The organism is Streptococcus catagoni (genome assembly GCF_011421425.1).
In the GTDB taxonomy this organism is placed as follows: domain Bacteria; phylum Bacillota; class Bacilli; order Lactobacillales; family Streptococcaceae; genus Streptococcus; species Streptococcus catagoni.
This window is the reverse complement of record NZ_WPCW01000002.1, coordinates 314,557-337,787: the sequence shown is the minus strand read 5'-3', so window position 1 is coordinate 337,787 and position 23,231 is coordinate 314,557. Positions and strand designations below refer to the sequence as shown.

The window sequence follows — 23,231 nt, the reverse complement described above, 5'->3', positions numbered from 1 at the left end:
GAAAGGGCAGCAAATGGAATATTACTTTTCAGGGACCATAGACCGTATTATCTTTGAAAATGCCAGCAATTTTTTCAAAATCCTTCTATTAAATATTGAAGAAACTGACAGTGACATGGATGATTTTGAAATCATTGTGACTGGAACAATGGCTGATGTCCTTGAAGGTGAAGATTATACCTTTTGGGGTGAATTAACCAACCATCCCAAATATGGTCAACAAGTTAAAATGACCAGGTATCAAAGACTAAAACCAAGCTCTTCTGGTCTGATTAAATATTTTTCCAGTGACCATTTTAAGGGAATCGGGAAAAAAACAGCGGAAAAGATTTTGGAATTGTACAGTGACAATACCATTGATCAGATCTTGGAAGACCCAAGTAAACTGGATACGATCACAGGCCTATCAAAGAAAAATAAAGAAGCCTTTGTCAGCAAGCTCAGATTAAATTATGGGACTGAGCAAGGGATTGCCAACTTGGTTAGTCTAGGCATTTCCAACCGACTTGCTTTTAGTATTTTTGATTGTTATAAAGAAGATTCCCTTGACATCGTTAAAACAAATCCCTATCAGTTGGTCGAAGACATCCAAGGGATTGGCTTTAAGATGGCTGATAATTTAGCCCAGGATTTAGGGATAAAAAGCGATGCACCTGAACGTTTTCGGGCAGCCCTCCTGCATTCCTTATTAGAACAGTCCATAAGCCAGGGTGATACTTACATAGAAGCAAGGGATCTTCTGGAATTTGCCATTAACCTACTTGAAGATTCCAGACAAGTTGAATGCCAACCAGCCAGCGTGGCTCATGAACTGAGTCAGCTCATAGCTGAAAAAAAAGTTTATAATCAAGGAACGAAAATTTTTGATATCAGCCTCTATCTGGCAGAAGATGGCATTAAAAAGCATCTTTCTCGCATTTTAGATCATGAGCTCTCTAAAGACTTTTCTAAGGAAGTCATTGAAGATGAAATAGAGGCTATCCAGCAAAAATTCCAGATTACTTATGATAACGTCCAAAGGCAAGCTATCCACCAGGCCCTAAGTCAGAAGGTTTTTATTCTAACAGGTGGGCCTGGTACTGGAAAAACAACTGTCATCAGAGGAATCCTTGAGGCCTATGCTGCTATTCACAAAATTGATCTCAACAAAAAGGATATTCCCATTATTTTAGCAGCTCCTACAGGGCGTGCAGCTAGACGAATGAATGAGCTGACTGGTCTAGCAAGTGCTACCATTCACCGACATCTAGGCTTAAATGGTGATAATGACTATCAGGCCATGGAAGATTATCTGGACTGTGATTTACTGATCGTTGACGAGTTTTCCATGGTAGATACCTGGTTAGCCAATCAACTCCTAGGAGCTATTTCATCCAACACGCAAATCATCATCGTAGGTGACAGTGATCAGTTGCCATCAGTTGGACCAGGACAAGTTTTAGCTGATCTTTTAAAAATAGCTGAGATTCCCCAGATTGCCCTCAAGAAAATCTTTAGACAATCTGAAGATTCAACCATTGTTGACCTTGCTAATCAGATGAGACAAGGCTTCTTACCTGCTGATTTTAAAGAAAAAAAAGCTGACCGATCTTACTTTGATGCCCTCCCCCAACACATTCCTACAATGGTAGAAAAAATTGTCTCGGCTGCAGTGAAAAGCGGGATTGCTTCTGATGAGATCCAAATCTTAGCTCCTAACTACAAAGGGCAAGCTGGCATCAACAATCTTAATCAACTCATGCAAGAACTTCTAAACCCTCTGGGAACAGGCAGTGAATTTGTCTTCAATGATCTCCACCTACGCCGAGGTGATAAGGTGCTTCATTTGGTCAACGACGATCAAGTTAATGTTTTCAATGGAGACATCGGCTACATTAAAGACCTGATTCCAGCAAAATACACGGAATCAAAGCAGGATGAAATTGTCATGGATTTTGAAGGTACCCAGGTGACCTATCCTCGAAATGAATGGCTCAAAATAACCCTGGCTTACGCCATGAGTATTCATAAATCTCAAGGCAGCGAGTTCCAAGTTGTTATCCTGCCAATAACCAGACAAAGCGGACGCCTCTTGCAACGCAATCTAATTTATACAGCCGTGACACGTTCTAAAAACAAGCTCATCTTGTTAGGGGAATACGCGGCCTTTGATTATGCCATCAAAAACGAAGGTGACAAACGAAAAACCTATCTAGTCCAACGCTTTTACCCAGAAAATGAGCAGCAAGAAAGCCCACAAGTTGAGGTAGAAGAGCAGATCAACGAGGAGAGCAAGGAACAAGAAGAAAAGGGTCAAAGAAAGGAAAGCAAAACTTCTAAGAAGGAGCAATTTCGCCTAAGCAATGAGAATTTTCTAACTATCGATCCAATGATTGGCATCACAGATGAAGATATTGCCACTTTTTTCAAAAATCATTAAAAATAGCTATTGCGAAATTAAAAAATGTGCTATACTAACTTTGTATTAAAGCCAATATACAAGTGAACATTAGGAGGTTCTCATGGTATCATACGAAAAAGTACGTCAGTCACTACGTACCTTAAATATTGTTATTATCGTCTTAAACGCCATTTTAGCAGTTTTGTCGATAATAGGCTTAGTTTCTATCGCCCTGGTCATGAATAATGAGGAAGCAAAAGCAGCACTAGATTCTGCTACTATGGCCTCTCTTGAGCAGCTAATGACACCATTTTCGATCTTTATTTCAGCTCTTTCCCTTTCTCTAACCATAGCTATTCTTGTGACAACAGTTATGAACCAATCAAAAATCAAAACTAAGCAAGAAATCAGCTACCTACCTTACTACCTTGGCTTTGCTCTTGTTACTGTAAATATCATTACACAACTACTATCAGCACCAAATATTATAGGTATTGCTATTCAGCTAGCTTTCTTAGCCCTTTATTACTTCCCTTATTCCAAAGCTAAAATCTTAAATAACAAGGAAGAAGATTTAGAGGTATAAAAAAAATAAAATAGTCTACAGATAGATTGAAGAAAAAGACTTTTTTCTTCAATCTTTTTATGTCTTTTTTGGGATTTTTCTGTTGTAGTAGCGAGACCAAAGTGTCTTGTTGAGAAATGGCCAAGTAAAAAGTGATGAAAAAGAGATTCACCACTTTAGCTATCTCTGTTTTAGACTTTAATTTCTTTTCTTCTTCAAATATTTAGAGGCCAAGGCTAATATCCTTGTGCTTATCTTCCAAGGCTGTCATGGTTACTCCCAGTAATCTAATGCCATTGGTTTGTTCTTCTAGACTTTCATAGATGGCAGCAGCCCTTTGGTTGATCAGCTCAAAATCCCTTGTTGGCTCAGCAAGACTGACCCTTTTTGTCAAGGTCGTAAAATCACTATACCTAACCTTTAAAATCACTATTTTTCCTAGCTTTTTATAGCTCTCCATAATTTCAGTCACGCGCTTAGCATTCTTGGCTATCTCTGCTCTGACGTCTTCTTCTGTATATAGGAGTTTAGCGTAGGTTCTCTCACTACCAATTGATTTACGGATACGATTGGCCTTAACTTCTGAATTACTAATCCCTCGAGCCTTGCGGTAGAGGTCATAGCCAAAGCGACCAAAGTGATCAATCAGTTGCATTTCTGGTATTTCTAAAAGATCTCGCCCCCGATAAACACCCATTTCATGTAACTTTTCCACTGACTTTTTCCCAACCCCATGAAACTTCTCAATTGGTAAATCTGCCAAAAAATCTTGGGCCTCTTCTGGTAAGATCAAGGTTAATCCATGTGGCTTTTCAAAATCACTGGCCAACTTAGCTAAAAATTTATTGTAAGAAATACCAGCTGAACAGGTCAATCCTAATTCTTCCCAAATATTATGCTGAATGAGCTTAGCAATTTTCACTGCTGATTTTATCTTTAGCTTATTGTCAGTCACATCTAAATAAGCCTCATCAATAGACATGGGCTCAACCAGATCGGTGTACCTTTTGAAGATACTACGAATCTCCAAGCCTACCTGACGGTATTTGTGGTAGTTCCCTGAGATAAAAATAGCCTGTGGACAGCGATCATAGGCTTCTTTTGAACTCATGGCGGAGTGAATGCCAAATTTTCTAGCTTCATAGCTGCAGGTAGACACAACCCCACGCCCCCCAGTTTCTCTTGGATCCTTGGCAATGACCACTGGTTTTCCCCTTAATTCGGGATTATCACGAATTTCCACCGCAGCAAAAAAGGCATCCATATCAATATGAATAATTTTCCTTTTGGTATTGTTTAACAATGGAAATATTAGCATAATCCCCTCCACTTTTATTATACCCTTTACTAGCAATAATGCCAATTTTCGACTTTTTAATACAGTTTGTGACTGTTTCAACAAACTGTACTAGAAAAGAATCTCTGATTTGTCAAGATTTTTGCTTGGGAAAACGTTTCCCGTATGTTAAACTAATGGTGTAAATGGAACACCCCCATTGTTACTAGAATATTAAGGAGACTCTTATGGCAACTGTAAAAACTAACACAGATGTTTTCGAAAAAGCTTGGGAAGGCTTTAAGGGAACTGACTGGAAAGAAAAAGCAAGCGTTTCTCGTTTTGTACAAGCTAACTACACCCCTTACGATGGAGATGAATCATTCTTAGCTGGCGCTACTGAACGTTCACTTAAAATCAAAAAAATCATTGAAGACACTAAAGCAGGTTATGAAGAAACACGCTTCCCATTTGACACTCGTCCTTCATCAATTGCTGGTATTCCTGCTGGTTACATCGACAAAGAAAACGAACTCATCTATGGTATCCAAAATGATGAATTATTCAAATTAAACTTCATGCCAAAAGGTGGTATCCGTATGGCGGAAACAACCCTTAAAGAAAATGGCTATGAACCTGACCCAGCAGTACATGAAATTTTCACTAAATATGTAACCACTGTTAATGATGGTATCTTCCGTGCCTACACTTCAAATATTCGTCGCGCACGCCACGCGCATACCGTAACTGGTCTGCCAGATGCTTACTCACGTGGACGTATCATCGGTGTTTACGCACGTCTTGCTCTTTACGGAGCTGACTACCTCATGCAAGAAAAAGTCAACGACTGGAATGCTATCACTGAAATCGACGAAGAATCAATCCGTCTTCGTGAAGAAATCAACCTTCAATACCAAGCACTTGGTGAAGTTGCTAAACTTGGTGATCTTTACGGAGTTGACGTACGTCGTCCAGCTGAAAACGTTAAAGAAGCTATCCAATGGGTAAACATCGCATTCATGGCTGTATGTCGTGTGATCAACGGTGCTGCTACATCTCTTGGACGTGTACCAATCGTTCTTGATATCTTTGCAGAACGTGACCTAGCTCGTGGAACATTTACAGAATCAGAAATCCAAGAATTTGTAGATGACTTCGTTCTTAAATTACGTACTGTAAAATTCGGTCGTACAAAAGCTTACGATGCCCTTTACTCAGGTGACCCAACATTTATCACAACTTCAATGGCTGGTATGGGTAATGACGGTCGTCACCGTGTTACAAAAATGGACTACCGTTTCTTAAACACTCTTGACAACATTGGTAACTCTCCAGAACCAAACTTAACAGTTCTATGGACTGATAAATTACCTGAATCATTCCGTCGCTACTGTATGAAAATGAGCCACAAACACTCTTCTATCCAATACGAAGGTGTGACAACTATGGCTAAAGAAGGTTATGGTGAAATGTCATGTATTTCATGTTGTGTATCACCACTTGACCCAGAAAACGAAGACCAACGTCACAACATCCAATACTTTGGTGCACGTGTTAACGTTCTTAAAGCTCTCCTTACTGGTCTTAACGGTGGTTATGACGATGTTCACAGAGACTACAAAGTCTTTAACGTAGTTGAACCAATCACTTCAGAAATCCTTAACTACGACGAAGTTATGGCTAACTTTGAAAAATCACTTGACTGGTTGACAGATACTTACGTAGATGCCCTTAACATCATTCACTACATGACTGATAAATACAACTACGAAGCTGTTCAAATGGCCTTCTTACCAAGTCAACAACGCGCTAACATGGGATTTGGTATCTGTGGTTTCGCAAATACAGTAGATACCTTATCAGCTATTAAATACGCTACAGTTAAGACTATCCGTGATGAAAATGGCTACATCTACGACTACGAAGTTACTGGTGACTTCCCTCGTTATGGTGAAGATGATGACCGTGTTGATGATATTGCTAAATGGTTGATGGAAGCTTACCACACACGTCTTGCAAGTCACAAACTTTATAAGAATGCTGAAGCTTCAGTTTCACTTCTTACTATCACTTCAAACGTTGCCTACTCTAAACAAACTGGTAACTCTCCAGTTCACCGTGGTGTCTTCCTCAACGAAGATGGCTCAGTTAACACAAGCAAAGTTGAGTTCTTCTCACCAGGTGCCAACCCATCCAACAAAGCTAAAGGTGGATGGTTACAAAACCTTAACTCATTGGCTAAACTTGACTTCTCACATGCCAATGACGGTATTTCATTGACAACTCAAGTATCACCTCGTGCCCTAGGTAAAACATTCGACGAACAAGTTGATAACTTGGTAACTGTACTTGATGGTTACTTTGAAAATGGTGGTCAACACGTTAACTTGAACGTTATGGACCTTAACGACGTTTATGACAAGATCATGAGCGGCGAAGACGTTATTGTTCGTATCTCAGGTTACTGTGTAAACACTAAATACCTTACACCAGAACAAAAACAAGAGTTGACTCAACGTGTCTTCCATGAAGTTCTTTCAATGGATGATGCCGCTGAAGCTGTCTCAGGAAAATAAGTTTTACGAAAGGAGCCTGTCTATTGACAACGCTCTTTTTTTCGCTAAAATAGTTTTATGATTATTAAACAAAGCCGCAATACCCTATCAAAAACCTATCTAGATGCTGTTAAAATACGCCAAACTGTCTTTGTCGGAGAACAGGGAGTGCCCCAAAATATTGAGATTGATAAAGATGAAGCTCATTGCTTACACTTTACTGTCTATAGTGATTCAGGAAGCCCTTGCGCAACTTGTCGCATACTACCAGACAATGTCAATCAGATTGCCAGCTTACAGCGTATGGCCGTTTTAAGTGATTATCGTGGACAAGAAATCGGGAAGACCTTGATCCTCTATGCAATGGATTACTTTAGGATTCAAGGTTTTGAAAAGATGGTTCTACACGCCCAGCTAAGTGCTGAAGATTTCTATAAAAAATTAGGATTCACCTGCCAAGGAGAGATTTTCCAAGAGGCAGGCATAGACCATATTACCATGGAAAAAGACTTGTAGACTGAAGACATGACAGACCTTCCTCAAGGCTCTCTCTTTGGTCAATAAACCTCGTCTCATTAGTTAAGAAAAGGAGCTTACTAGCTTGAAACAAAAGAAAAGATTACTACTCACCCTTATTATCAACTCTTGTATCAGTTCCTTTCTTTCCTACTATTTCTCTATCTCGCTTCTCCAGTTTGGATTTTTTCAGATCATTAATTTTCTATTCCAAATAATCTTCTATTTCCTAACAGTAGATAAACTTAAGAAACCCCTCAATAGGAAAGTCCTTCTTAAAAATTACTATCATAACCTAAAAAACAATGCTGGACTTTTCGCGATTATTTTGCTGATCATAAGCTTTGAACTTTTTGGAAGCAACTCATCATACAATCGGTTTTTTAACTATAACCTACTACTTCTAATTTTCTCAGCTTTTTATATTAGCAGTTTTAACGGTTATTATGCTCCTAAACTCTTTAAAAAACATCACAAAAAAGACCAAGCCTGATAGGCTTGGTCTTTTCTTACTGATAAAGCCTTCTAATAGCTTCCATAATCCGATTTCTTTCCTTGATCCAATCTTCACGATGATCCTTTTCATAAGTCCTATTGGTAAGAAAGATGGCTGCCTGATTTTTATCATTAAACATAATAAAAGGTCCAGTATAGCCTGTATGATCCAGCCAACCCGCTTCATATCGCCAGGCAATGGATCGCATATTATCTTTCTTACTGTAGTTTTGAAAAAGATTGTGGGACTCATGGTTTTTCATATACCACTCTAAGAAAAGCTCTAAATCCTTAAGACCTGAAAAAAGTCCAGCTGAACCTGTATGGTTCTCTAGCACCTTTGCCTTAGGATCATGAACCTTTCCATCATTAATTCCTTTTACAGTTGCCAGAGCATCCCTTCTAGGTCCAAAAGAAATCTGAGACATCCCCAGCGGCTGAAAAATATAGTCCTCAAAAAGTTGATCTAGCGGACGTCCATAAAATTCTTCCAGCATAAATCCCAAAAGGATAAAATTAACATCACTATATAAAAAATCAGTATTCCCTCTATCTTTTAGATGATTCATGGCTTCCTTAAGCTCTTTGGCATTTAGCTGATCCCTATTGGGGATAAAGGGATCTAACCCACTGGTATGGGTTAAAAGCTGCCGCAGACTAACCTGACTATTTTTAAAATCAGGGTAATAATCCTTCAAGGGCCTATCAAGCTCTAAAGCTCCGCTCTTAAGCATAAGAATACACAGGGTACCCACACCAACAACCTTGGAAACACTGGCTAAGTCATAAACCAAGCCAGCTTTGACGGGTTCATGGCCATCTATGGTTCCAAAATAGTAGTCCTGCCATTTTCCGTCCTTAAAAAGAGCCAAACTGGCTCCGTGGTAAACCTGTGAACTGATTTGCTCTTCAATCAAATCAAAGAGTTTGCTTGTCATTTCATCAACCAAACTTCTACTTGACTTGGATCTGACAGTACAAGGATGTTTTCTTTCTTATCAAGGTAGAGATCTAACCCCTTAGCTTCCCATTGTGCTTTTACTTGCTTCAGATCACATTCTTTTGGAACAGAAAACTCAAGGATTTCTAAGTCCCAAGTGAGATTGGGTGCAATAGCTAGATCAGGTCCACTGGCCTGTGTAAAATCCATTTCAATAGGAAAAGAACTTTCAAAGAGTGCCTCATAAAAATTACGCGATTTTTGTTCATCTAGTACATTCAAAACAATTTTTTCAAAGGTAAAGTCAGGCAGTCCTCTAAAGTCCTTGTCTGCTTCTAACTGTGGAAGTTCAGCTGCCTCTAAAAAATTGACATCATCTTCAGCGTGCAGTAAAAAGCGATCTCCTTCTGGAGAAAACGTCTCATAGGCATAGCCATTTTTCCCTTTAAAAAGTCTCTCGACTTCTGCTCCATGGGCTATTAATTGTTCAATGGCTTTTGGTTCCTTACTTTTAATAACGATTGTATTAAGCTTCTTAGCTCCTTCTACCGCACGGGCTCTGGCTGACGGTGTTTCTTCAATAACAAACCGTTCTTTGCCATCACCAAAGGATGTGAAGACAGCAATGGCATTTTCCTCATAGACCAGCTTCATTCCTAAACTTTTTTGGTAAAAGTCAATGTTTACTTGACGATTGTTGACACGTAATACAGGGGTATTAAAAATAGTACCTTTTAATAAAGTCATATGTCCTCCTAATTTCATTGCTATTATAGACAAAAAAACGCATTTTGACAAGAAATTATGTGCTAGCAGTAGGTCATTGACCAACAGCCCTTTTTTTTGTAAACTATTAGCTATGAATGATTTACTTATCCTACGTTTTATACAGTTTTTGCTAATAGCGGCAATGCTTTTTATTTTTATAACCTTGGTCACCCATCTTAAGGCCAAAAAAATAAACCCCTTTGATCGTTTTTTTACAGGTTTTTGGATTGGTCTGATTACTGATGCACTTGATACCTTAGGAATTGGCTCTTTTGCCACCACAACGACATTTTTTAAAGTCACCAAGTTGGTTGATGACGATAGTAAATTACCGGGTACAATGACTGTGGGTCATGTCATCCCTGTATTAATCCAGTCACTCTGCTTTATTTTCGTGGTTAGGGTTGAGACCCTCACCCTGATCTCAATGGCTGCTGCTGCTTTTATCGGGGCTTACTTTGGTACTCGAATTACTAAGAATTGGCATACTCCAACTGTCCAGATGATCCTTGGTTGCCTTTTAATCCTTGCCTCAGGCATTATGATCTTTAGAATGATCACCAATCCTGGTTCTGAGATTGCACACTCAGCCCATGGCCTGCATGGCATTTGGCTTCTCATTGGTATCATCTTTAATTGTATCATAGGTATTTTAATGACCATGGGGCTTGGAAACTACGCTCCAGAGCTGATCTTCTTTTCACTTATGGGACTAAGTCCAGCAGTAGCCATGCCAGTTATGATGCTTGACGCTGCTATGATTATGACAGCATCCAGCCGACAGTTTATCAAAGATGATCGTGTCTCATGGAAGGGACTGATCGGCTTATCCACTGGAGGCGTGATTGGTGTTCTTTTAGCTGTCTTTTTCCTTACTAATTTAGACATTAATAGCCTTAAAAAACTAGTGGTTATTATAGTTATTTTCACAGGAATCATTCTTATCCGCTCTTCCAGAGTAAACCAGATAGCAAATAATAAAAAAGAGGCTTAAGCCTCTCAGAGTGAAGACAAAGTTCTTGTCTTCACTTTTTTGATATTTTTCTAAAGTGGCTCGGACTTGGGTGTGCTCTCATTCTAGTTTCAAGGAGAGCAGATCAAAAGGTCCACTGGACCTTTTGATTCCCACGGAATTCCATTACTAATTTTTTAGCCCCCTCGCTTTTTCGTTTCAAGACTCACGCAGAATTAGTCCACTGGACTAATTCTCTCTAAAAAATTCCGTCGTGGCTTTTTTAAATTGAACTAAGCCACTTATGCCACTGGGAAAAATATCTTATTCGTGATAATAAGTCAGTACTTTTCTCTTCTTGGGAGTATAATAGCATTAAGAATAATTGTGAGGTGCTCCCTATGTTTCACAAAGAAAATCCTGATTACAATCGCAATCAAGTCGGCTTTTTATAGCTTAGATGAGTTAGTCCTAGAAGACCATTTGCTTCGTCAAATTGATCACATCATAGATTTCTCTTTTATTTATGACCTAGTGAAAGATAGTTATTGTCTTGATAATGGGCGTCCCAGCTTAGATCCAATACTGTTGGTCAAACTTCCTATTATCCAATTTCTGTTTGGAATCCGTTCCCTGCGTCAAACCATTAAAGAGATTGAAGACAAACACTATTTACCTAGATCAATAGGCTAAGAAGCTCTGCAGCCTATCAATAAATTTCCTATTTTTGCGAGCAAGAGCGAGCTGATTAAGGCTACCTCCGCCGTGCTGAAAGTTAGGTATGGAATTCTTTGGTTTTCTTAAACAGTCACTCCCCTGACTGTTTAACCTGTCCGACAGCACCTAAGGAAAGTGTCAAAAAATGACTTTTTCTTAAAACTAAAAAAAGGCCTAAGCCTCTTTTTTTAAAATATCTTTATAGGTATAAATATTTAAAGAATGCAACTGCTGCTATTGCTGCCAAGGTAGGAGCAAGTACAGGTACCCAAGCGTACCACCATTTAGAATCACTTTTAGCTTGTCCTAAAACAGATTTAGGCAAGAGATGGTGAACAAGACGAGGTCCAAGGTCACGTGCTGGGTTCAAGGCAGGTCCAGTTGGGCCACCTAATGATGTCACAAGTGTCATAACAAGGAAACCAATACCTAAATGGGCTACAGCAATTGGTCCCGTAACATATGGTGAAATCTGTGTAGCTGCAGTGGTTTGATCATAGCCAGCTTCAACAAGTTTACCAACAAGTTCCACACCAAAATAGTTTTTAGTCAAGGCTAAGGCACCAAAGAAAAGAACAAATGATCCGATAAATTCATTGGCAAATCCATTAAAGAGAGCTGGTTTTTGGCTATCTTTTGTTCCATCATCAAGAGCTGAGATAGTAGAAAATGATCCTAATATTGGATTTGGATTTTCAGTCTTTTTAAAGTAGGGAGCATAGACAGCTACAACTACTAATTGTCCAAAAACAGCTCCAAGTATTTGAGCAATCATATATTGGACAACATGTGCCCAAGGGAAAAGTCCAGAAACAGCTAAACCTAGTGTAAAGGCTGGGTTAATGTGATTCCCTGAAACATTACCAAACATTAAAGCTGGCATCATTACCCCAAAACCATAACCTAAAGCGATAATAACCCAACCAGAGTTATTTCCTTTAGTCCCTTTTAAATCAACATTTGCAACAGCTCCATTACCAAGAATAATCAGCAGGGCAGTTGCAAGAAATTCTGTGATATATTTCACAGTCCAAGTAACATCCATTAGTACTCATTTCCTCCAAAATTTTTAATCATAATAGATACTATTCTATCAAGTATTATGGATATTGTAAAGGCTGGGAAAACACTGTTATTATAGGCATAAAGAGACTGTGAACTTTTTCTTATTCTTTTATAAGATAATTTTTCTTAATAAAATACATTATGGTGCATATCACTGGAATAAGGGCAGCTAAGAGATACAAGTGACGATAGGCTTCAAGGCCATTACCAAGCAGACTATCTTTAATAAGACCAAGTAGGAAAGGACCAGATCCTAAGCCTAAATCCAGCCCAATCATATAGGTTGACATGGCTGTGTTAAAACGATGTTCCTCAACACCGACAATAGAAGCGGCTTGACCACAAGACATAAAACTACCATAACCAAAACCAATGAGAGCACCAGATAAGAGATAAGAAGTTCCTCCCTTAACACAGGCAAGTAAAAGAAGACCAAGAGTTAAGAAAAAGTAACTTGGGTATAGAACCCATTTTTCACCCTTAGCATCCATTAAACGTCCCATTGCTGGCCGAGTGATGGTAATAACAAGAGCATAGACAATAAAAAAATAAGCTCCAACACTTGTTAAGTTGATTTCATTTGTATAAATCTTTTGAAAACCTAAAACAGAAGCATAGGAAATCCCCATCAAAAAGGCAATGCCGGTAATGAAAAGCGCCTTTCTTTCAATAAAACTATCCAAAGTCCAGGATTTACTCTTAGCTAATTGTTGCTCATTCAAAACCATGTTTTTGACAGGAAAAAGAAAGGAAACAAAGACAACCAGAGCAACCAAGAGACTAGATAAGACAATAATCATCCTGAAATTAATGTGTAAATTATCAAGCATAAAGGTTCCTACAAAAGGACCAATGGCTGCCGCTAAGCTGGTTGACAGACCGTACAAATTAATCCCTTCACCACGTTTACAAGATGGAATATAAGAGATCACAATAGTATTGGTCGCAGTTGATACAACCCCATAAGCAAAGCCATTGAAAAAACGAACCAGATACATAGCAGCAATTGTTGGCATAAAGAAATAAGCCAAGGTCGTGAGTAAATAAAAGATGGCACCCCCACGTAAAACCAATCGCCGACCAAAGACTTCCAATTGTTTTCCAAAAATGAGTCTGGCTAAAAGCGTCCCTAAAATGTATATCCCAGTTGCCAAACCAGCCTGACTAGTACTGGTTCCGAGCTGACGGGTAGCAATAAAGGCAATGATCACTGTAAAAAGATAATAGACCATATAAACAATAAAGTTCAACACCGTAATAGCAATAAAGTGTTTATTCAATAATTTTTCTTCCACTGAAAATGAAACCTCCTTCGTTTTCAGTAACATTTTACATCAATGATAGAATATAATATATTTCAATGGTATAATATAGATGTTATTGCCAATCAACATTAGCAAATGTTATGACAGCTTAGAATCTAATGTCTGGAGGAAGCCTTGAATCATCACATCTTACAAAATTATATTAGTAAACACAATTTCCCAATTGTTGAAAAAACTTATCATAAATACCTCACTTTTGAAAGTATCGAAGATGATTACACCTATATTCTTAAGGATGGTATTATCAAACAAAGCGTCCTTTCCAAGCATGGTAATGAATTCAATTTAAGATATGTAAGTGGCTTAGAACTGACCTCTGTTCTTAATGAAGGCTATTCAAAAAATTCAGGTGAACCCTACAATGTCCGAATTGAATCTGAAAAAGCCAGCTTTTATAAGATCAGCCGTAAACAATTTCTTGAAGACATCAAGAAGGATATTGAACTGCAAGGCTACATTAAGGACTTCTATCACCATCGCCTCCAGAGATCCATGAAAAAGATGCAGTGCATGTTAACCAATGGACGAGTGGGCGCCATATCCACACAGATCTATGACCTGATGAACCTATTTGGCCAACCCATTGAAAACGGTGAAGTTTATATCAACTTTGTTATTACCAATGAAGAACTGGGAAAATTTTGTGGCATCTCCACAGCTAGCAGTGTTAGTCGTATTTTAAAACAGTTAAAAAAAGAAAATATTATCCGTATCGAGAATCAACATATTATCATCAGTAATGTTGAAAAACTAAAAGACAATATTGTTTTTTAAGAAGGGAGCACTATGCGTTATAATCAATATTCCTATATTAAAACCAACTCACAAGTCGCCAAGGCTGAACTGGAAGAACTAGGCTTTAAATTTCCAGATTCTAGCAGCAATAAGCTTATTTTCAAAGCCTTTCTACAAAGCTACTTCTTTCAGAGCCCAGATCTAGATTACAAACTTTCCAATTTAATTGCTGACACCAAAACAAACCTCTTAGATTTTTTCAATTCCTCAAGGGACTTAGATAAAGACGTTTTTGATATGGTTGCCCTGCAATTATTAGGTTTTATTCCTTTTTTTGATTTTGAAAATAGCAGAGCTTTCACCAAGGAAATTGCCTTCCCAGTCAACTTTAATGACAATGATTTAGTAGTCAGTCTCCACCAACTCTTAGCAAGTCGTCATAAAAACGGAATGACCCTGCTGGATGACTTGGTCAGTAAAGGTTTCTTAGCCACTGACAATGCCTATCATTTTTTTAATGGCAAGTCACTTGCTAGCTTTGATACCAATGATTTAATAAAAGAAATTGTTTATGTGGAAGCACTCCTAGATACAGATCAAGATGGCAAGACCGATCTCATCAAGGTCAATATCCTTAGGCCAAAAAGTTCTAAGCCCCTACCCACTATCATGACCGCAAGCCCCTACCATCAAGGTATAAACGAGGTTGCTAATGATCGCAAATTGCATCAGATGGAGGCAGAGCTCCTTGTCAAGGAACCAAAGGAAATCACGGTAGAGGATCAAAAGATTAGTCTTTTAGAGCCTTCCCACAAAGACCTGCCGGTAACAGATAGTGAAGAGAGCTTCTCTTATATCGACTCTTACAGCTTAAATGATTATTTCCTGGCGCGTGGATTTGCTAACATCTATGTTTCAGGCGTTGGAACAGCCGACTCTGATGGTTTTATGACTTCTGGAGATTACTTGCAAATTGAAAGCTTCAAGGCTGTTATTGATTGGCTAAATGGACGGGCAAAAGCCTATACTAGCCATAAACGTGAGAGCTATGTCCAAGCAACTTGGTCAAATGGTTTAGTGGCGACAACCGGAAAATCTTATCTGGGAACCATGTCAACAGGCCTTGCCACAACGGGTGTTAAGGGCTTAGAGGTCATCATCGCTGAAGCTGCCATCTCTTCCTGGTATGATTACTACCGAGAAAATGGCCTAGTCTGTAGCCCAGGCGGATATCCAGGTGAAGACTTAGATGTCCTAACTGAATTAACCTATTCCAGATCCTTGGCTGCTGGAGACTATCTCAGACAAAAAGAAAACTATCAGAAGCTCCTTGAGCAACAAAGCCAGGCCCTGGATAGAGAAAGTGGTGACTATAATCAATTTTGGCATGACCGCAATTATCTCCCACATGCTAAGAACATCTCCTGTGAGGTTGTCTACACGCACGGTCTACAAGATTGGAATGTTAAACCTGCTCAGCTCTATCAGATCTTTAACAGCCTCCCTGAAAACGTCAAAAAACATGCCTTCTTACACCATGGGCAACATGTTTACATGCATAATTGGCAGTCCATTGATTTTCGTGAGTCTATGAATGCTCTGCTCTGTCAAAGGCTGCTCAAAGTTGACAACCATTACCAATTACCAAGTTTGATCTGGCAGGATAACCAAAAAGCTCAGACCTGGCAGGAGCTAGATCGCTTTGGTGGACTAAAGAGCTGCCACTTACCTCTTGGGGAGACAAAGCAAAGCATTGACAATCACTACAGTAGTGATAGATTTGACAGTTATGCTAAGGATTTTAGAAGTTTTAAAGCTGATTTATTTTCAGGGAAGACCAATCAGATACAGATAAAGATCCCTATCAAAGAAGCCCTTTTGATGAATGGTCAACCCACCTTACAAGTCAAGGTCAAATCGTCCAGCACCAAAGGCATCTTATCAGCTCAGCTATTGGACTATGGAAAAAAGAAACGCTTTTCTGACACACCCGCCATCCTTGATTTGAAGGTCATAGACAATGGGAAAAACTTTTCAAGGGATGATCTGAAAGAACTACCCCTTGTAGCTTCAGATCATAGGCTAATCACAAAGGGTGTCTTGAACTTGCAAAATAGAAATAGTCTTATGAGGGTTGAAAGCATTGAAAAAGATCAGTGGATGACTGTCACATTTAAGCTGCAGCCAAGCATCTATCAGTTAGAAGCTGATGATGAATTGAGACTAATCCTCTATACAACAGACTTTGAACATACCATCCGTGATAATAGCCAGTATCAGCTGACCATTGATCTAAAAGAGTCTCAGCTCACAATTCCCTATACTTAAGCTGAGATCTTGGAAAAAACGGAATCATAACATAAAAAAGTAACTTGAGCAAAAGTTACTTTTTTTAACTATAAATTATGGGAAGGAGAAATTTATTTCGTAAAAACCGAATCTTCATCTAAAAAAATATCATCAAGGGAGACTGATAAAATTTCAGCTATGCTCTTCAATTTTTCATACTTGGCTCTTCTGAGCATAGAAACATCTTTTTCATATCGAGCAATGGTTCTAATGGAAATACCTGTTTGAGCTGCAAGTTCTTCTTGGGTCATCTTTCGAGCTAAACGTAGTTCTTTTAAGGTTGTTTTGTCCACTTTATCTCCTCCAGTTTCGTATTAAATTTATATGATAACAATATTATAAACTTCGGTTTTTATGAAGTCAAGTATTTTCTGTTATCTCTTCATTATTGTTTCGAAATAGCCTATTTTATGGTATTATATGACTTAAAGAAACAAAGGAGACAAAAATGACTGAAAATAAAAACCTTTTTGCATCCAATTTAAAATACCTCAGATTAAAAAACGATATGGAACAATTAGAGCTAGCTAAACTCTTAGATCGCAAAAGCGCATCAACCATTAGCGAATGGGAAAGTGGCAAATACACACCAAAGTTTCCAGTCATTGAAAAAATTGCTAAGATTTTTAGCGTTGACATAGATGCCCTATCCAAGGTTGATTTAAGCGATAACTATGGTTATAAAAGCAATCAGTCTTCTGCAAGTCCCATCCTCATGATTTCTGAAAAACTAAATTTCGAAAATTACAACCAACTAATTGATTATGGTCAAAAATTATTGGAAGATCAAGAAGAAAGTAATGATAAGGATGAAGACCAGTAAGGACTAGCTGCTTTTTAAAGCCTTTTTCTAAAAGATTAGCTAGAATAAAAAACAGGAAATTTCCTGTTTTTTATGAACTTATTTTTTTCCTACACTAGGTGTATCTGAAGGGTATCTAAAACTCAAGTTCTGAGATACGATACCATAAAGTGAACTACCTGTTAAGACACGTTTTGACAAATCAACCTTCTGCGCATTAGCATAAATTTCAGCATCGGTTGGGTAACGTACTGCACCACCAGCCTGATTGACCTCATCTGCAGATACTGACGAAGCTTGTCCAATAGTCATCATAGCCCCACCAGCAAGCATAGCAGAAATTATTCCAATTTTCACCTTTTTAGCCAAAGAAGACCAACTTGCATACCCTTGAAGTTTTGTTTCCATAACAATTACCTCTTTCCCTTAATTATTTGATGACCTCAGTATAACAAGAAGAAATAAAGTAAACATGATCTAAAAATAATTCTTAAATCGCCCTTATAAAAGTATAAAATGCCATAGAAATCTCTTTTTCCACATAGTTAGGCTGACAGCAGTCTCCCAGCAAATATCAAAAGACGGTTTTAACCCCTTCATAAGTCAATCAGACAAAAAAAGACAAGTCAGGCTTTATATGGTATAGTAATAACTAGCCAGTGTTATAGATACGGACATATTATCTTGTTAGCAGAACTAGACAGTCTCCTAAATGGATAGGCTAGATTCAACTGCTAATAGAAAAAGGAAATCATTTAGTCTCTTTAACTAAGCTAATCTGCAAAAAAATAGGGTCTAAACCCTTGATACGAAAGGAATCTATAGAAAATTATGATGAATATGCAAAACATGATGAAGCAGGCGCAAAAGCTTCAGAAGCAAATGGAACAAAAACAGGCTGATTTGGCAGCTACAACTTTTATTGGCAAGTCTGCTCAGGACTTGGTGACAGCAACTTTTACAGGGGATAAGAAGTTAGTTTCTATTGATTTCAAAGAGGCTGTTGTTGATCCTGAAGATGTTGAAACCCTATCAGATATGACCACTCAGGCTATTAATGACGCTTTAAATCAAATTGAAGAAGCCACTAAAAAATCACTTGGTGCCTTTGCTGGCAAAATGCCATTCTAAAAAAATACTGTTTCATGTACTCCTTCAATCATGGACATCAAGTCCAAGACCTTATGAGCTGTACATAAAACAGTTCTTTTTTTATTTTACCAAGCCAAGACCAAGCAAGAGGATTTTATTTTAATCAAATAAGCCACCCAGTGCTGCAAAGGGATTGTTGCTTGTCTGGTCAAGATCCTTACTTTGCTTTTTAAGATAGGCCTTATTGTCATCAAATTCAAGAAATTTTTCATAAAGGCGAGCTGTCATGCGAGCATCCTCTAAACTATTGTGACCCTTGCCTTTGATGTTTAGAAAAGCTGCAACACTTGTTAATTTCAAATTTGAAATACCATTTAAATCCGTACTGCGACGTTCAAAGGCTTCGTCATAAAGATCCACCTTGTAGTGGCTCTCTAAGTCCAAACCATTCTCCGCTAAAATAGGTAAATCCGACTTATGGGAATTGTAACCAACTAAAGGTAGGTCTCCTACAAAGTCCCTAAAGTTTTCGACCACAGTCTGCACCTTAGGAGCCTTTGCAATCTTATCAGAGGTGATTCCCGTCAGACCATTAATAAAACTCTGCAAGGGGACATCTGTGTAAACATAGGTGTCAAAACTGTCAACTTCCTGATGATCTTGATATTTAACTGCAGATAATTGTATCAAGTGGCTAACGTCTTTGACCGTATTAAACTCCAAATCAAAGGCAACATAGGTATTAAGTATTTCCATGAACTCTCCTAGCTAAAAAGACCCTTGGGGGCCTTTTTTTATTTTTATCTTTATTTTCCAAATAGACGGCTCAAAAAGCCTCTTCTCCCAGAAGCAACAGACTGAACCTCATCAACCTTGCTGCGTGCTTCATCAGCTTCTGCTTTGGCTTCTTCTAACTCTAATTTCAAAGTTTCCTTATCAGCCATGGCTTTAGCAGTTAGCTGTTGTTGCTGATCCAATTGCTTATCTTTTTCAGCAATTTGGACATCCTTAACACGCATCTGCTCATCCTTAGCAGCCAACTGGTCATCTTTTGCCTTTAGTTGGTTATATAGACGTGTAATCTCTGTATTTTTTTCGTCCACAAGGATCTCTAAGAGTTCGCGTTGTTTTGTTTCTTCACTAATTGGCTCGTCATCAAAGATTGTCTTTTTATAAATTTCTTCCAACTTAATAAGGCCACTACGCTTAACCACAGTGACTCCCTTGTCATTTTTATCAAGATCTTCATCTGGAAGTGATTTGACACGATTGTTGACAGCCTGACGGCTAACTCCCAAGATTTCAGCTAGTTCACTAACTGTCTTTTCTATTGCCATATTTTCCTCTTTATAGTTATTACTGCATATTCTTAATAAGAATAGTAACACAATACTAGTATTCTGTCAATTTCAGTTAGCTTAAATGCTTATTAAACAAAAGAATGGAAGTGTCAAAACCCTAAACTAAAAGAAGCCGTTTTAATGTACGGCTCAAGACATAGATATGGGATCACCTTCCTTTCAGTTTTCAGACGGTTTCAAGGAAAAAGCATCCTATCTATTTAATATTCCATTCTTAGCAGAAAAGTTTCCCTTCCTACTAATTCTATTATAGCTCCCTTAGGCAAACTTGTCACAATTTAAACAGATAAGTAACCAAGATTCTAGGTAAAGCAGAGACAATATGGTAAGATAACTATATGAAAAACTTTGATACCATTATTATTGGCGGAGGCCCCGCGGGGATGATGGCAGCCATTGCTTCTAGCTATTATGGCTACCAAACCTTACTGATTGAAAAAAATAAAAAACTAGGTAAAAAACTAGCTGGCACTGGTGGCGGCAGATGTAATGTCACAAACAGCGGCAGCCTAGAAGAACTCCTAGACGGAATACCAGGCAATGGCCAATTTCTCTACAGCGTCTTTTCCCAGTTTGACAATCACGATATTATTAACTTTTTCCAAGAAAATGGCGTTGCTCTTAAGGAAGAAGACCATGGCAGAATGTTTCCAACAACTGATAAATCACGAACCATTATTGCTGCGCTAGAAGAAAAAATCAAAGAACTGGGTGGGCAGATCCTCACCCAAACCGAAATTGTCTCCGTCAAAAAGAAGGACGATCTCTTCCAACTGAAATCAAAAGACCAAGAATTTACCTGCCAAAAACTCATTGTCACAACAGGGGGCAAATCATACCCATCAACAGGCTCTACCGGCTTTGGCCACGATATCGCACGCCACTTCAAACTCCAGGTGACCCCCTTAGAAGCAGCCGAAAGCCCACTCTTAACAGACTTCCCCCACAAGACCCTGCAAGGCATATCACTAGACGATGTCACCCTGTCCTATGGCAAGCATGTGATCACACATGACCTACTCTTCACACACTTTGGACTCTCAGGTCCTGCAGCTTTACGCCTCTCCTCCTTTGTTTCTGGCGGAGAAATAGCTGAGCTGGACTTTTTGCCAAAAATCTTAGAAACAGAAATCGACCACTACCTAGAAGAAAATAGAAATAAAACCATCAAAAACGCTTTAAGAACTTACATACCAGAACGTGTGGCTGAATTCATAGCGACTGACTTCCCAGAAAAAGTCAAACAGCTGACTCCCAAACAAAAACAAGCCCTCATTGATAAGCTCAAAAAGCTGCCCATCCCCATAAGTGGCAAGATGTCCTTAGCCAAATCTTTTGTAACCAAAGGTGGCGTTGACTTAAAAGAAATCAATTCCAAAACCCTAGAAAGTAAAAAAGTTCCCGGTCTCCACTTTGCTGGTGAAGTTCTTGATATCAATGCACACACTGGTGGCTTTAATATCACTTCTGCCCTTTGCTCAGGCTGGGTTGCAGGTAGCCCTCATTATTAAAGATCCTATAACGTAGAAGATTTTCTACGTTTTTTCTTGCATTCTGAGACAAAAGTTGTATAATAGAGCTATGTTTTCTTAACTGGTTAATTACTGGTTAAGAAAATTCGGAGTCCTGATAAAGCTCCGAGATTATTAAACTTATTAGAAGGAGAAAGCAATGGCAAAAAAGTCAAAAATTGCTAAGTACCAAAAGCAGCTTCTACTGATAGAACAGTATGCTGACCTACGTCGCGAACTTAAAGCCAAAGGTGATTATGAAGCACTACGTAAATTACCACGTGATTCAAACCCTAACCGCTTAAAAAATCGTGACAAGATTGATGGCCGTCCTCATGCTTACATGCGTAAGTTTGGCGTTAGCCGTATCAACTTCCGTGACCTTGCTCACAAAGGCCAACTTCCTGGCGTCACTAAAGCTAGCTGGTAAGCTTTAACACTTTCTTTGAAATCTCTTGTCCCCTCAAGTATTTCAATTCAAAACAAGTTTAGTAATCATAGAAGCCAATTATTTATCATATAAAAGGTCCGGTATGCCAAGATGCCGGGCCTTTTTTTATTCTACAAATGAGATCATACCAATCTACAGCCTTTGGAATTTTTTGCTAAAAACCTAAGATCTATGAAAAATCCTCGTATTATTAGTTTTTTGTCTGTCCTATCCAAAATCTTCTAAGACTTGCTCAACCAATTCTTTATTGACTGGAATAGGGGAATTGACAATAAACCTTTCTTCTAAGACTTCATCAGTCAACTTCAAGAGCTCAGCTTTTGAAATCTGATACTCTTCAAATGGTCTTAAGCCTAAGATTTCATCCCTAAAGGCAAGAAAACCTTGAGAAACAAAGCTACCTATATCTGCTTGGCCACTGGGATCAAGGCCTAATATATAGCCAACTTCTTCTACTTTTTTAGGCAGAACCTTTGCCACTTGCTTTATTGTTGCCGGCAAGGCATAGGCAACACAGGCTCCATGAGGTATCTTATAGGTGGCTCCTACAATATGAGCTAAAGAATGCCCTATATGAGTTCCTCCATTATTTAATATAAGACCTGACAGGGCTGCTGCTATGGCAACTCTCTCACGCGCCTCTATATCCTTTCTATCACTAACAACTTTTGGCAGATATCTTCTTAATAAAAACATGACCTTCTCACACAGCACATCAACCATAGGCGTAGACAGTTTTGAAGTGTAGGCTTCAAAGGCATGGGAAAAAGCATCTAAGCCTGTCATGATACTGATGCTCTTAGGCAAGGTGGTCAAGAAGCCAGCGTCAATAATAGCATAGTCACTAAGGATATTGTCAGACAAGATAGCTATCTTCTTTCCTAGGTCAGGATCCGTCACAACAAGAGCATTTGACAGTTCACTACCAGTACCTGAGGTTGTAGCTAGGGCAATCTGCCCACTAAGCCTTTGTGGAATAGCTTTGCCATTCATATAATCCTTAATAGAACCCCCACACTGCTGGACAATATTGATACCACGTGCACCATCAATAATGCTCCCTCCACCAATAGAGATGATACAGTCACACTTATTGTCCTTATAGACTTTTGCTCCCCTATCAATTTGCTCTATACTTGGCTCTGTCGTGATCTGGTCGTAAATCACATGGGTCAAGCCCTCATCCTCAAACCTTTTTAAGAGCTCTTTAATCTTACTATGGTTTAAAAAATAACTATCAATGACCAGTAGAGGCTTCTGATACTGTCTTTCCAAAACAATTTCTGCAATGACCTTGTCAGAGTCCCTACAGACCTTGATTTTTACAGGTTGTTCTAAATTAAACTGCATTTTTCTCCCCCTTATTTCCCTTGGGA

General features: G+C 38.7%; 21 protein-coding genes and 1 pseudogene. 12 read left to right on the top strand and 10 right to left on the bottom strand.

Going from position 1 to position 23,231, the window contains the following annotated elements; genetic code table 11:
- Window positions 1-13 precede the first annotated feature (13 nt).
- Complete coding sequence (gene recD2, locus HBN42_RS05545; protein ID WP_165994070.1) at window positions 14-2,419, top strand: SF1B family DNA helicase RecD2; 2,406 nt, start codon at window positions 14-16, stop codon at window positions 2,417-2,419.
- A gap of 82 nt (window positions 2,420-2,501) precedes the next feature.
- Complete coding sequence (locus tag HBN42_RS05540; protein WP_165994069.1) at window positions 2,502-2,966, top strand: hypothetical protein; 465 nt, start codon at window positions 2,502-2,504, stop codon at window positions 2,964-2,966.
- A 202-nt stretch (window positions 2,967-3,168) separates the two neighbouring features.
- Here HBN42_RS05540 and dinB read toward each other — a convergent pair whose 3' ends face one another.
- The gene (dinB, locus tag HBN42_RS05535; RefSeq protein ID WP_165994068.1) at window positions 3,169-4,263 is read right to left on the bottom strand and encodes a DNA polymerase IV; all 1,095 of its coding nucleotides are present in this window, start codon (window positions 4,261-4,263) and stop codon (window positions 3,169-3,171) included.
- Between the two features lie 206 nt (window positions 4,264-4,469).
- Here dinB and pflB point away from each other — a divergent pair, with 206 nt between their 5' ends.
- Both pflB and HBN42_RS05525 read left to right on the top strand, forming a co-directional pair.
- The gene (gene pflB / locus HBN42_RS05530; RefSeq protein ID WP_165994067.1) at window positions 4,470-6,797 is read left to right on the top strand and encodes a formate C-acetyltransferase; all 2,328 of its coding nucleotides are present in this window, start codon (window positions 4,470-4,472) and stop codon (window positions 6,795-6,797) included.
- A 57-nt stretch (window positions 6,798-6,854) separates the two neighbouring features.
- Complete coding sequence (locus HBN42_RS05525) at window positions 6,855-7,292, top strand: GNAT family N-acetyltransferase (protein ID WP_165994066.1); 438 nt, start codon at window positions 6,855-6,857, stop codon at window positions 7,290-7,292.
- Between the two features lie 509 nt (window positions 7,293-7,801).
- Here HBN42_RS05525 and HBN42_RS05520 read toward each other — a convergent pair.
- On the bottom strand, window positions 7,802-8,725 hold the full coding sequence (locus tag HBN42_RS05520) for a serine hydrolase domain-containing protein (protein ID WP_165994065.1): 924 nt from the start codon (window positions 8,723-8,725) through the stop codon (window positions 7,802-7,804).
- Window positions 8,722-9,474: a CppA family protein gene (locus HBN42_RS05515; RefSeq protein WP_165994064.1), complete on the bottom strand. Its 753-nt coding sequence runs from the start codon at window positions 9,472-9,474 to the stop codon at window positions 8,722-8,724. The genes HBN42_RS05520 and HBN42_RS05515 overlap by 4 nt, the downstream gene beginning before the upstream one ends.
- Window positions 9,475-9,586: 112 nt before the next feature.
- Between HBN42_RS05515 and HBN42_RS05510 the strand changes: the two genes are divergently transcribed.
- Both HBN42_RS05510 and HBN42_RS05505 read left to right on the top strand, forming a co-directional pair.
- Window positions 9,587-10,489, top strand: coding sequence for a sulfite exporter TauE/SafE family protein (locus tag HBN42_RS05510; protein ID WP_165994063.1), 903 nt, complete (start codon window positions 9,587-9,589; stop codon window positions 10,487-10,489).
- Between the two features lie 359 nt (window positions 10,490-10,848).
- A pseudogene (locus tag HBN42_RS05505) lies at window positions 10,849-11,107 on the top strand (transposase); the annotation flags it as partial.
- A gap of 256 nt (window positions 11,108-11,363) precedes the next feature.
- Here HBN42_RS05505 and gla read toward each other — a convergent pair.
- Window positions 11,364-12,209 carry an aquaglyceroporin Gla gene (gene gla / locus HBN42_RS05500; protein ID WP_165994062.1) on the bottom strand — a complete coding sequence of 282 codons (846 nt, stop codon included), beginning with the start codon at window positions 12,207-12,209 and terminating at the stop codon, window positions 11,364-11,366.
- Window positions 12,210-12,330: 121 nt separating this feature from the next.
- Window positions 12,331-13,524, bottom strand: a complete 1,194-nt coding sequence (locus tag HBN42_RS05495; RefSeq protein WP_165994061.1) for an MFS transporter — start codon at window positions 13,522-13,524, stop codon at window positions 12,331-12,333.
- Window positions 13,525-13,668: 144 nt separating this feature from the next.
- Here HBN42_RS05495 and HBN42_RS05490 point away from each other — a divergent pair, with 144 nt between their 5' ends.
- Both HBN42_RS05490 and HBN42_RS05485 read left to right on the top strand, forming a co-directional pair.
- Window positions 13,669-14,328 (top strand): Crp/Fnr family transcriptional regulator, encoded by a 660-nt coding sequence (locus HBN42_RS05490; protein WP_165994060.1) that lies wholly within the window; start codon window positions 13,669-13,671, stop codon window positions 14,326-14,328.
- Between the two features lie 12 nt (window positions 14,329-14,340).
- The gene (locus tag HBN42_RS05485) at window positions 14,341-16,617 is read left to right on the top strand and encodes a Xaa-Pro dipeptidyl-peptidase (RefSeq protein ID WP_165994059.1); all 2,277 of its coding nucleotides are present in this window, start codon (window positions 14,341-14,343) and stop codon (window positions 16,615-16,617) included.
- 92 nt (window positions 16,618-16,709) lie between these two features.
- Here the strand turns inward: HBN42_RS05485 and HBN42_RS05480 are convergent, their stop codons facing one another.
- A complete protein-coding gene (locus tag HBN42_RS05480; protein WP_165994058.1) occupies window positions 16,710-16,931 on the bottom strand; it encodes a helix-turn-helix domain-containing protein in 222 nt (73 codons plus the stop codon).
- A 155-nt stretch (window positions 16,932-17,086) separates the two neighbouring features.
- Between HBN42_RS05480 and HBN42_RS05475 the strand changes: the two genes are divergently transcribed.
- A complete protein-coding gene (locus tag HBN42_RS05475; protein WP_165994057.1) occupies window positions 17,087-17,461 on the top strand; it encodes a helix-turn-helix domain-containing protein in 375 nt (124 codons plus the stop codon).
- A 78-nt stretch (window positions 17,462-17,539) separates the two neighbouring features.
- On the opposite strand, the gene HBN42_RS05470 is transcribed toward HBN42_RS05475, so the two are convergent.
- Window positions 17,540-17,848 carry a hypothetical protein gene (locus HBN42_RS05470; RefSeq protein WP_165994056.1) on the bottom strand — a complete coding sequence of 103 codons (309 nt, stop codon included), beginning with the start codon at window positions 17,846-17,848 and terminating at the stop codon, window positions 17,540-17,542.
- A gap of 423 nt (window positions 17,849-18,271) precedes the next feature.
- On the opposite strand from HBN42_RS05470, the gene HBN42_RS05465 reads away from it, so the two are divergent.
- Window positions 18,272-18,571, top strand: a complete 300-nt coding sequence (locus tag HBN42_RS05465) for a YbaB/EbfC family nucleoid-associated protein (protein ID WP_165994055.1) — start codon at window positions 18,272-18,274, stop codon at window positions 18,569-18,571.
- A 120-nt stretch (window positions 18,572-18,691) separates the two neighbouring features.
- Here the strand turns inward: HBN42_RS05465 and HBN42_RS05460 are convergent, their stop codons facing one another.
- On the bottom strand, window positions 18,692-19,288 hold the full coding sequence (locus HBN42_RS05460; protein WP_165994054.1) for a 3'-5' exonuclease: 597 nt from the start codon (window positions 19,286-19,288) through the stop codon (window positions 18,692-18,694).
- A 50-nt stretch (window positions 19,289-19,338) separates the two neighbouring features.
- Window positions 19,339-19,869 carry a DUF536 domain-containing protein gene (locus HBN42_RS05455; RefSeq protein ID WP_165994053.1) on the bottom strand — a complete coding sequence of 177 codons (531 nt, stop codon included), beginning with the start codon at window positions 19,867-19,869 and terminating at the stop codon, window positions 19,339-19,341.
- Window positions 19,870-20,231: 362 nt separating this feature from the next.
- Here HBN42_RS05455 and aao point away from each other — a divergent pair, with 362 nt between their 5' ends.
- Complete coding sequence (gene aao, locus HBN42_RS05450) at window positions 20,232-21,404, top strand: aminoacetone oxidase (RefSeq protein ID WP_165994052.1); 1,173 nt, start codon at window positions 20,232-20,234, stop codon at window positions 21,402-21,404.
- A gap of 160 nt (window positions 21,405-21,564) precedes the next feature.
- Complete coding sequence (gene rpsN / locus HBN42_RS05445) at window positions 21,565-21,834, top strand: 30S ribosomal protein S14 (protein WP_165994051.1); 270 nt, start codon at window positions 21,565-21,567, stop codon at window positions 21,832-21,834.
- A 228-nt stretch (window positions 21,835-22,062) separates the two neighbouring features.
- On the opposite strand, the gene HBN42_RS05440 is transcribed toward rpsN, so the two are convergent.
- Entirely contained in the window at window positions 22,063-23,205 is a 1,143-nt protein-coding gene (locus tag HBN42_RS05440; RefSeq protein WP_165994050.1) for an iron-containing alcohol dehydrogenase, read from the bottom strand.
- Window positions 23,206-23,231: the final 26 nt, after the last annotated feature.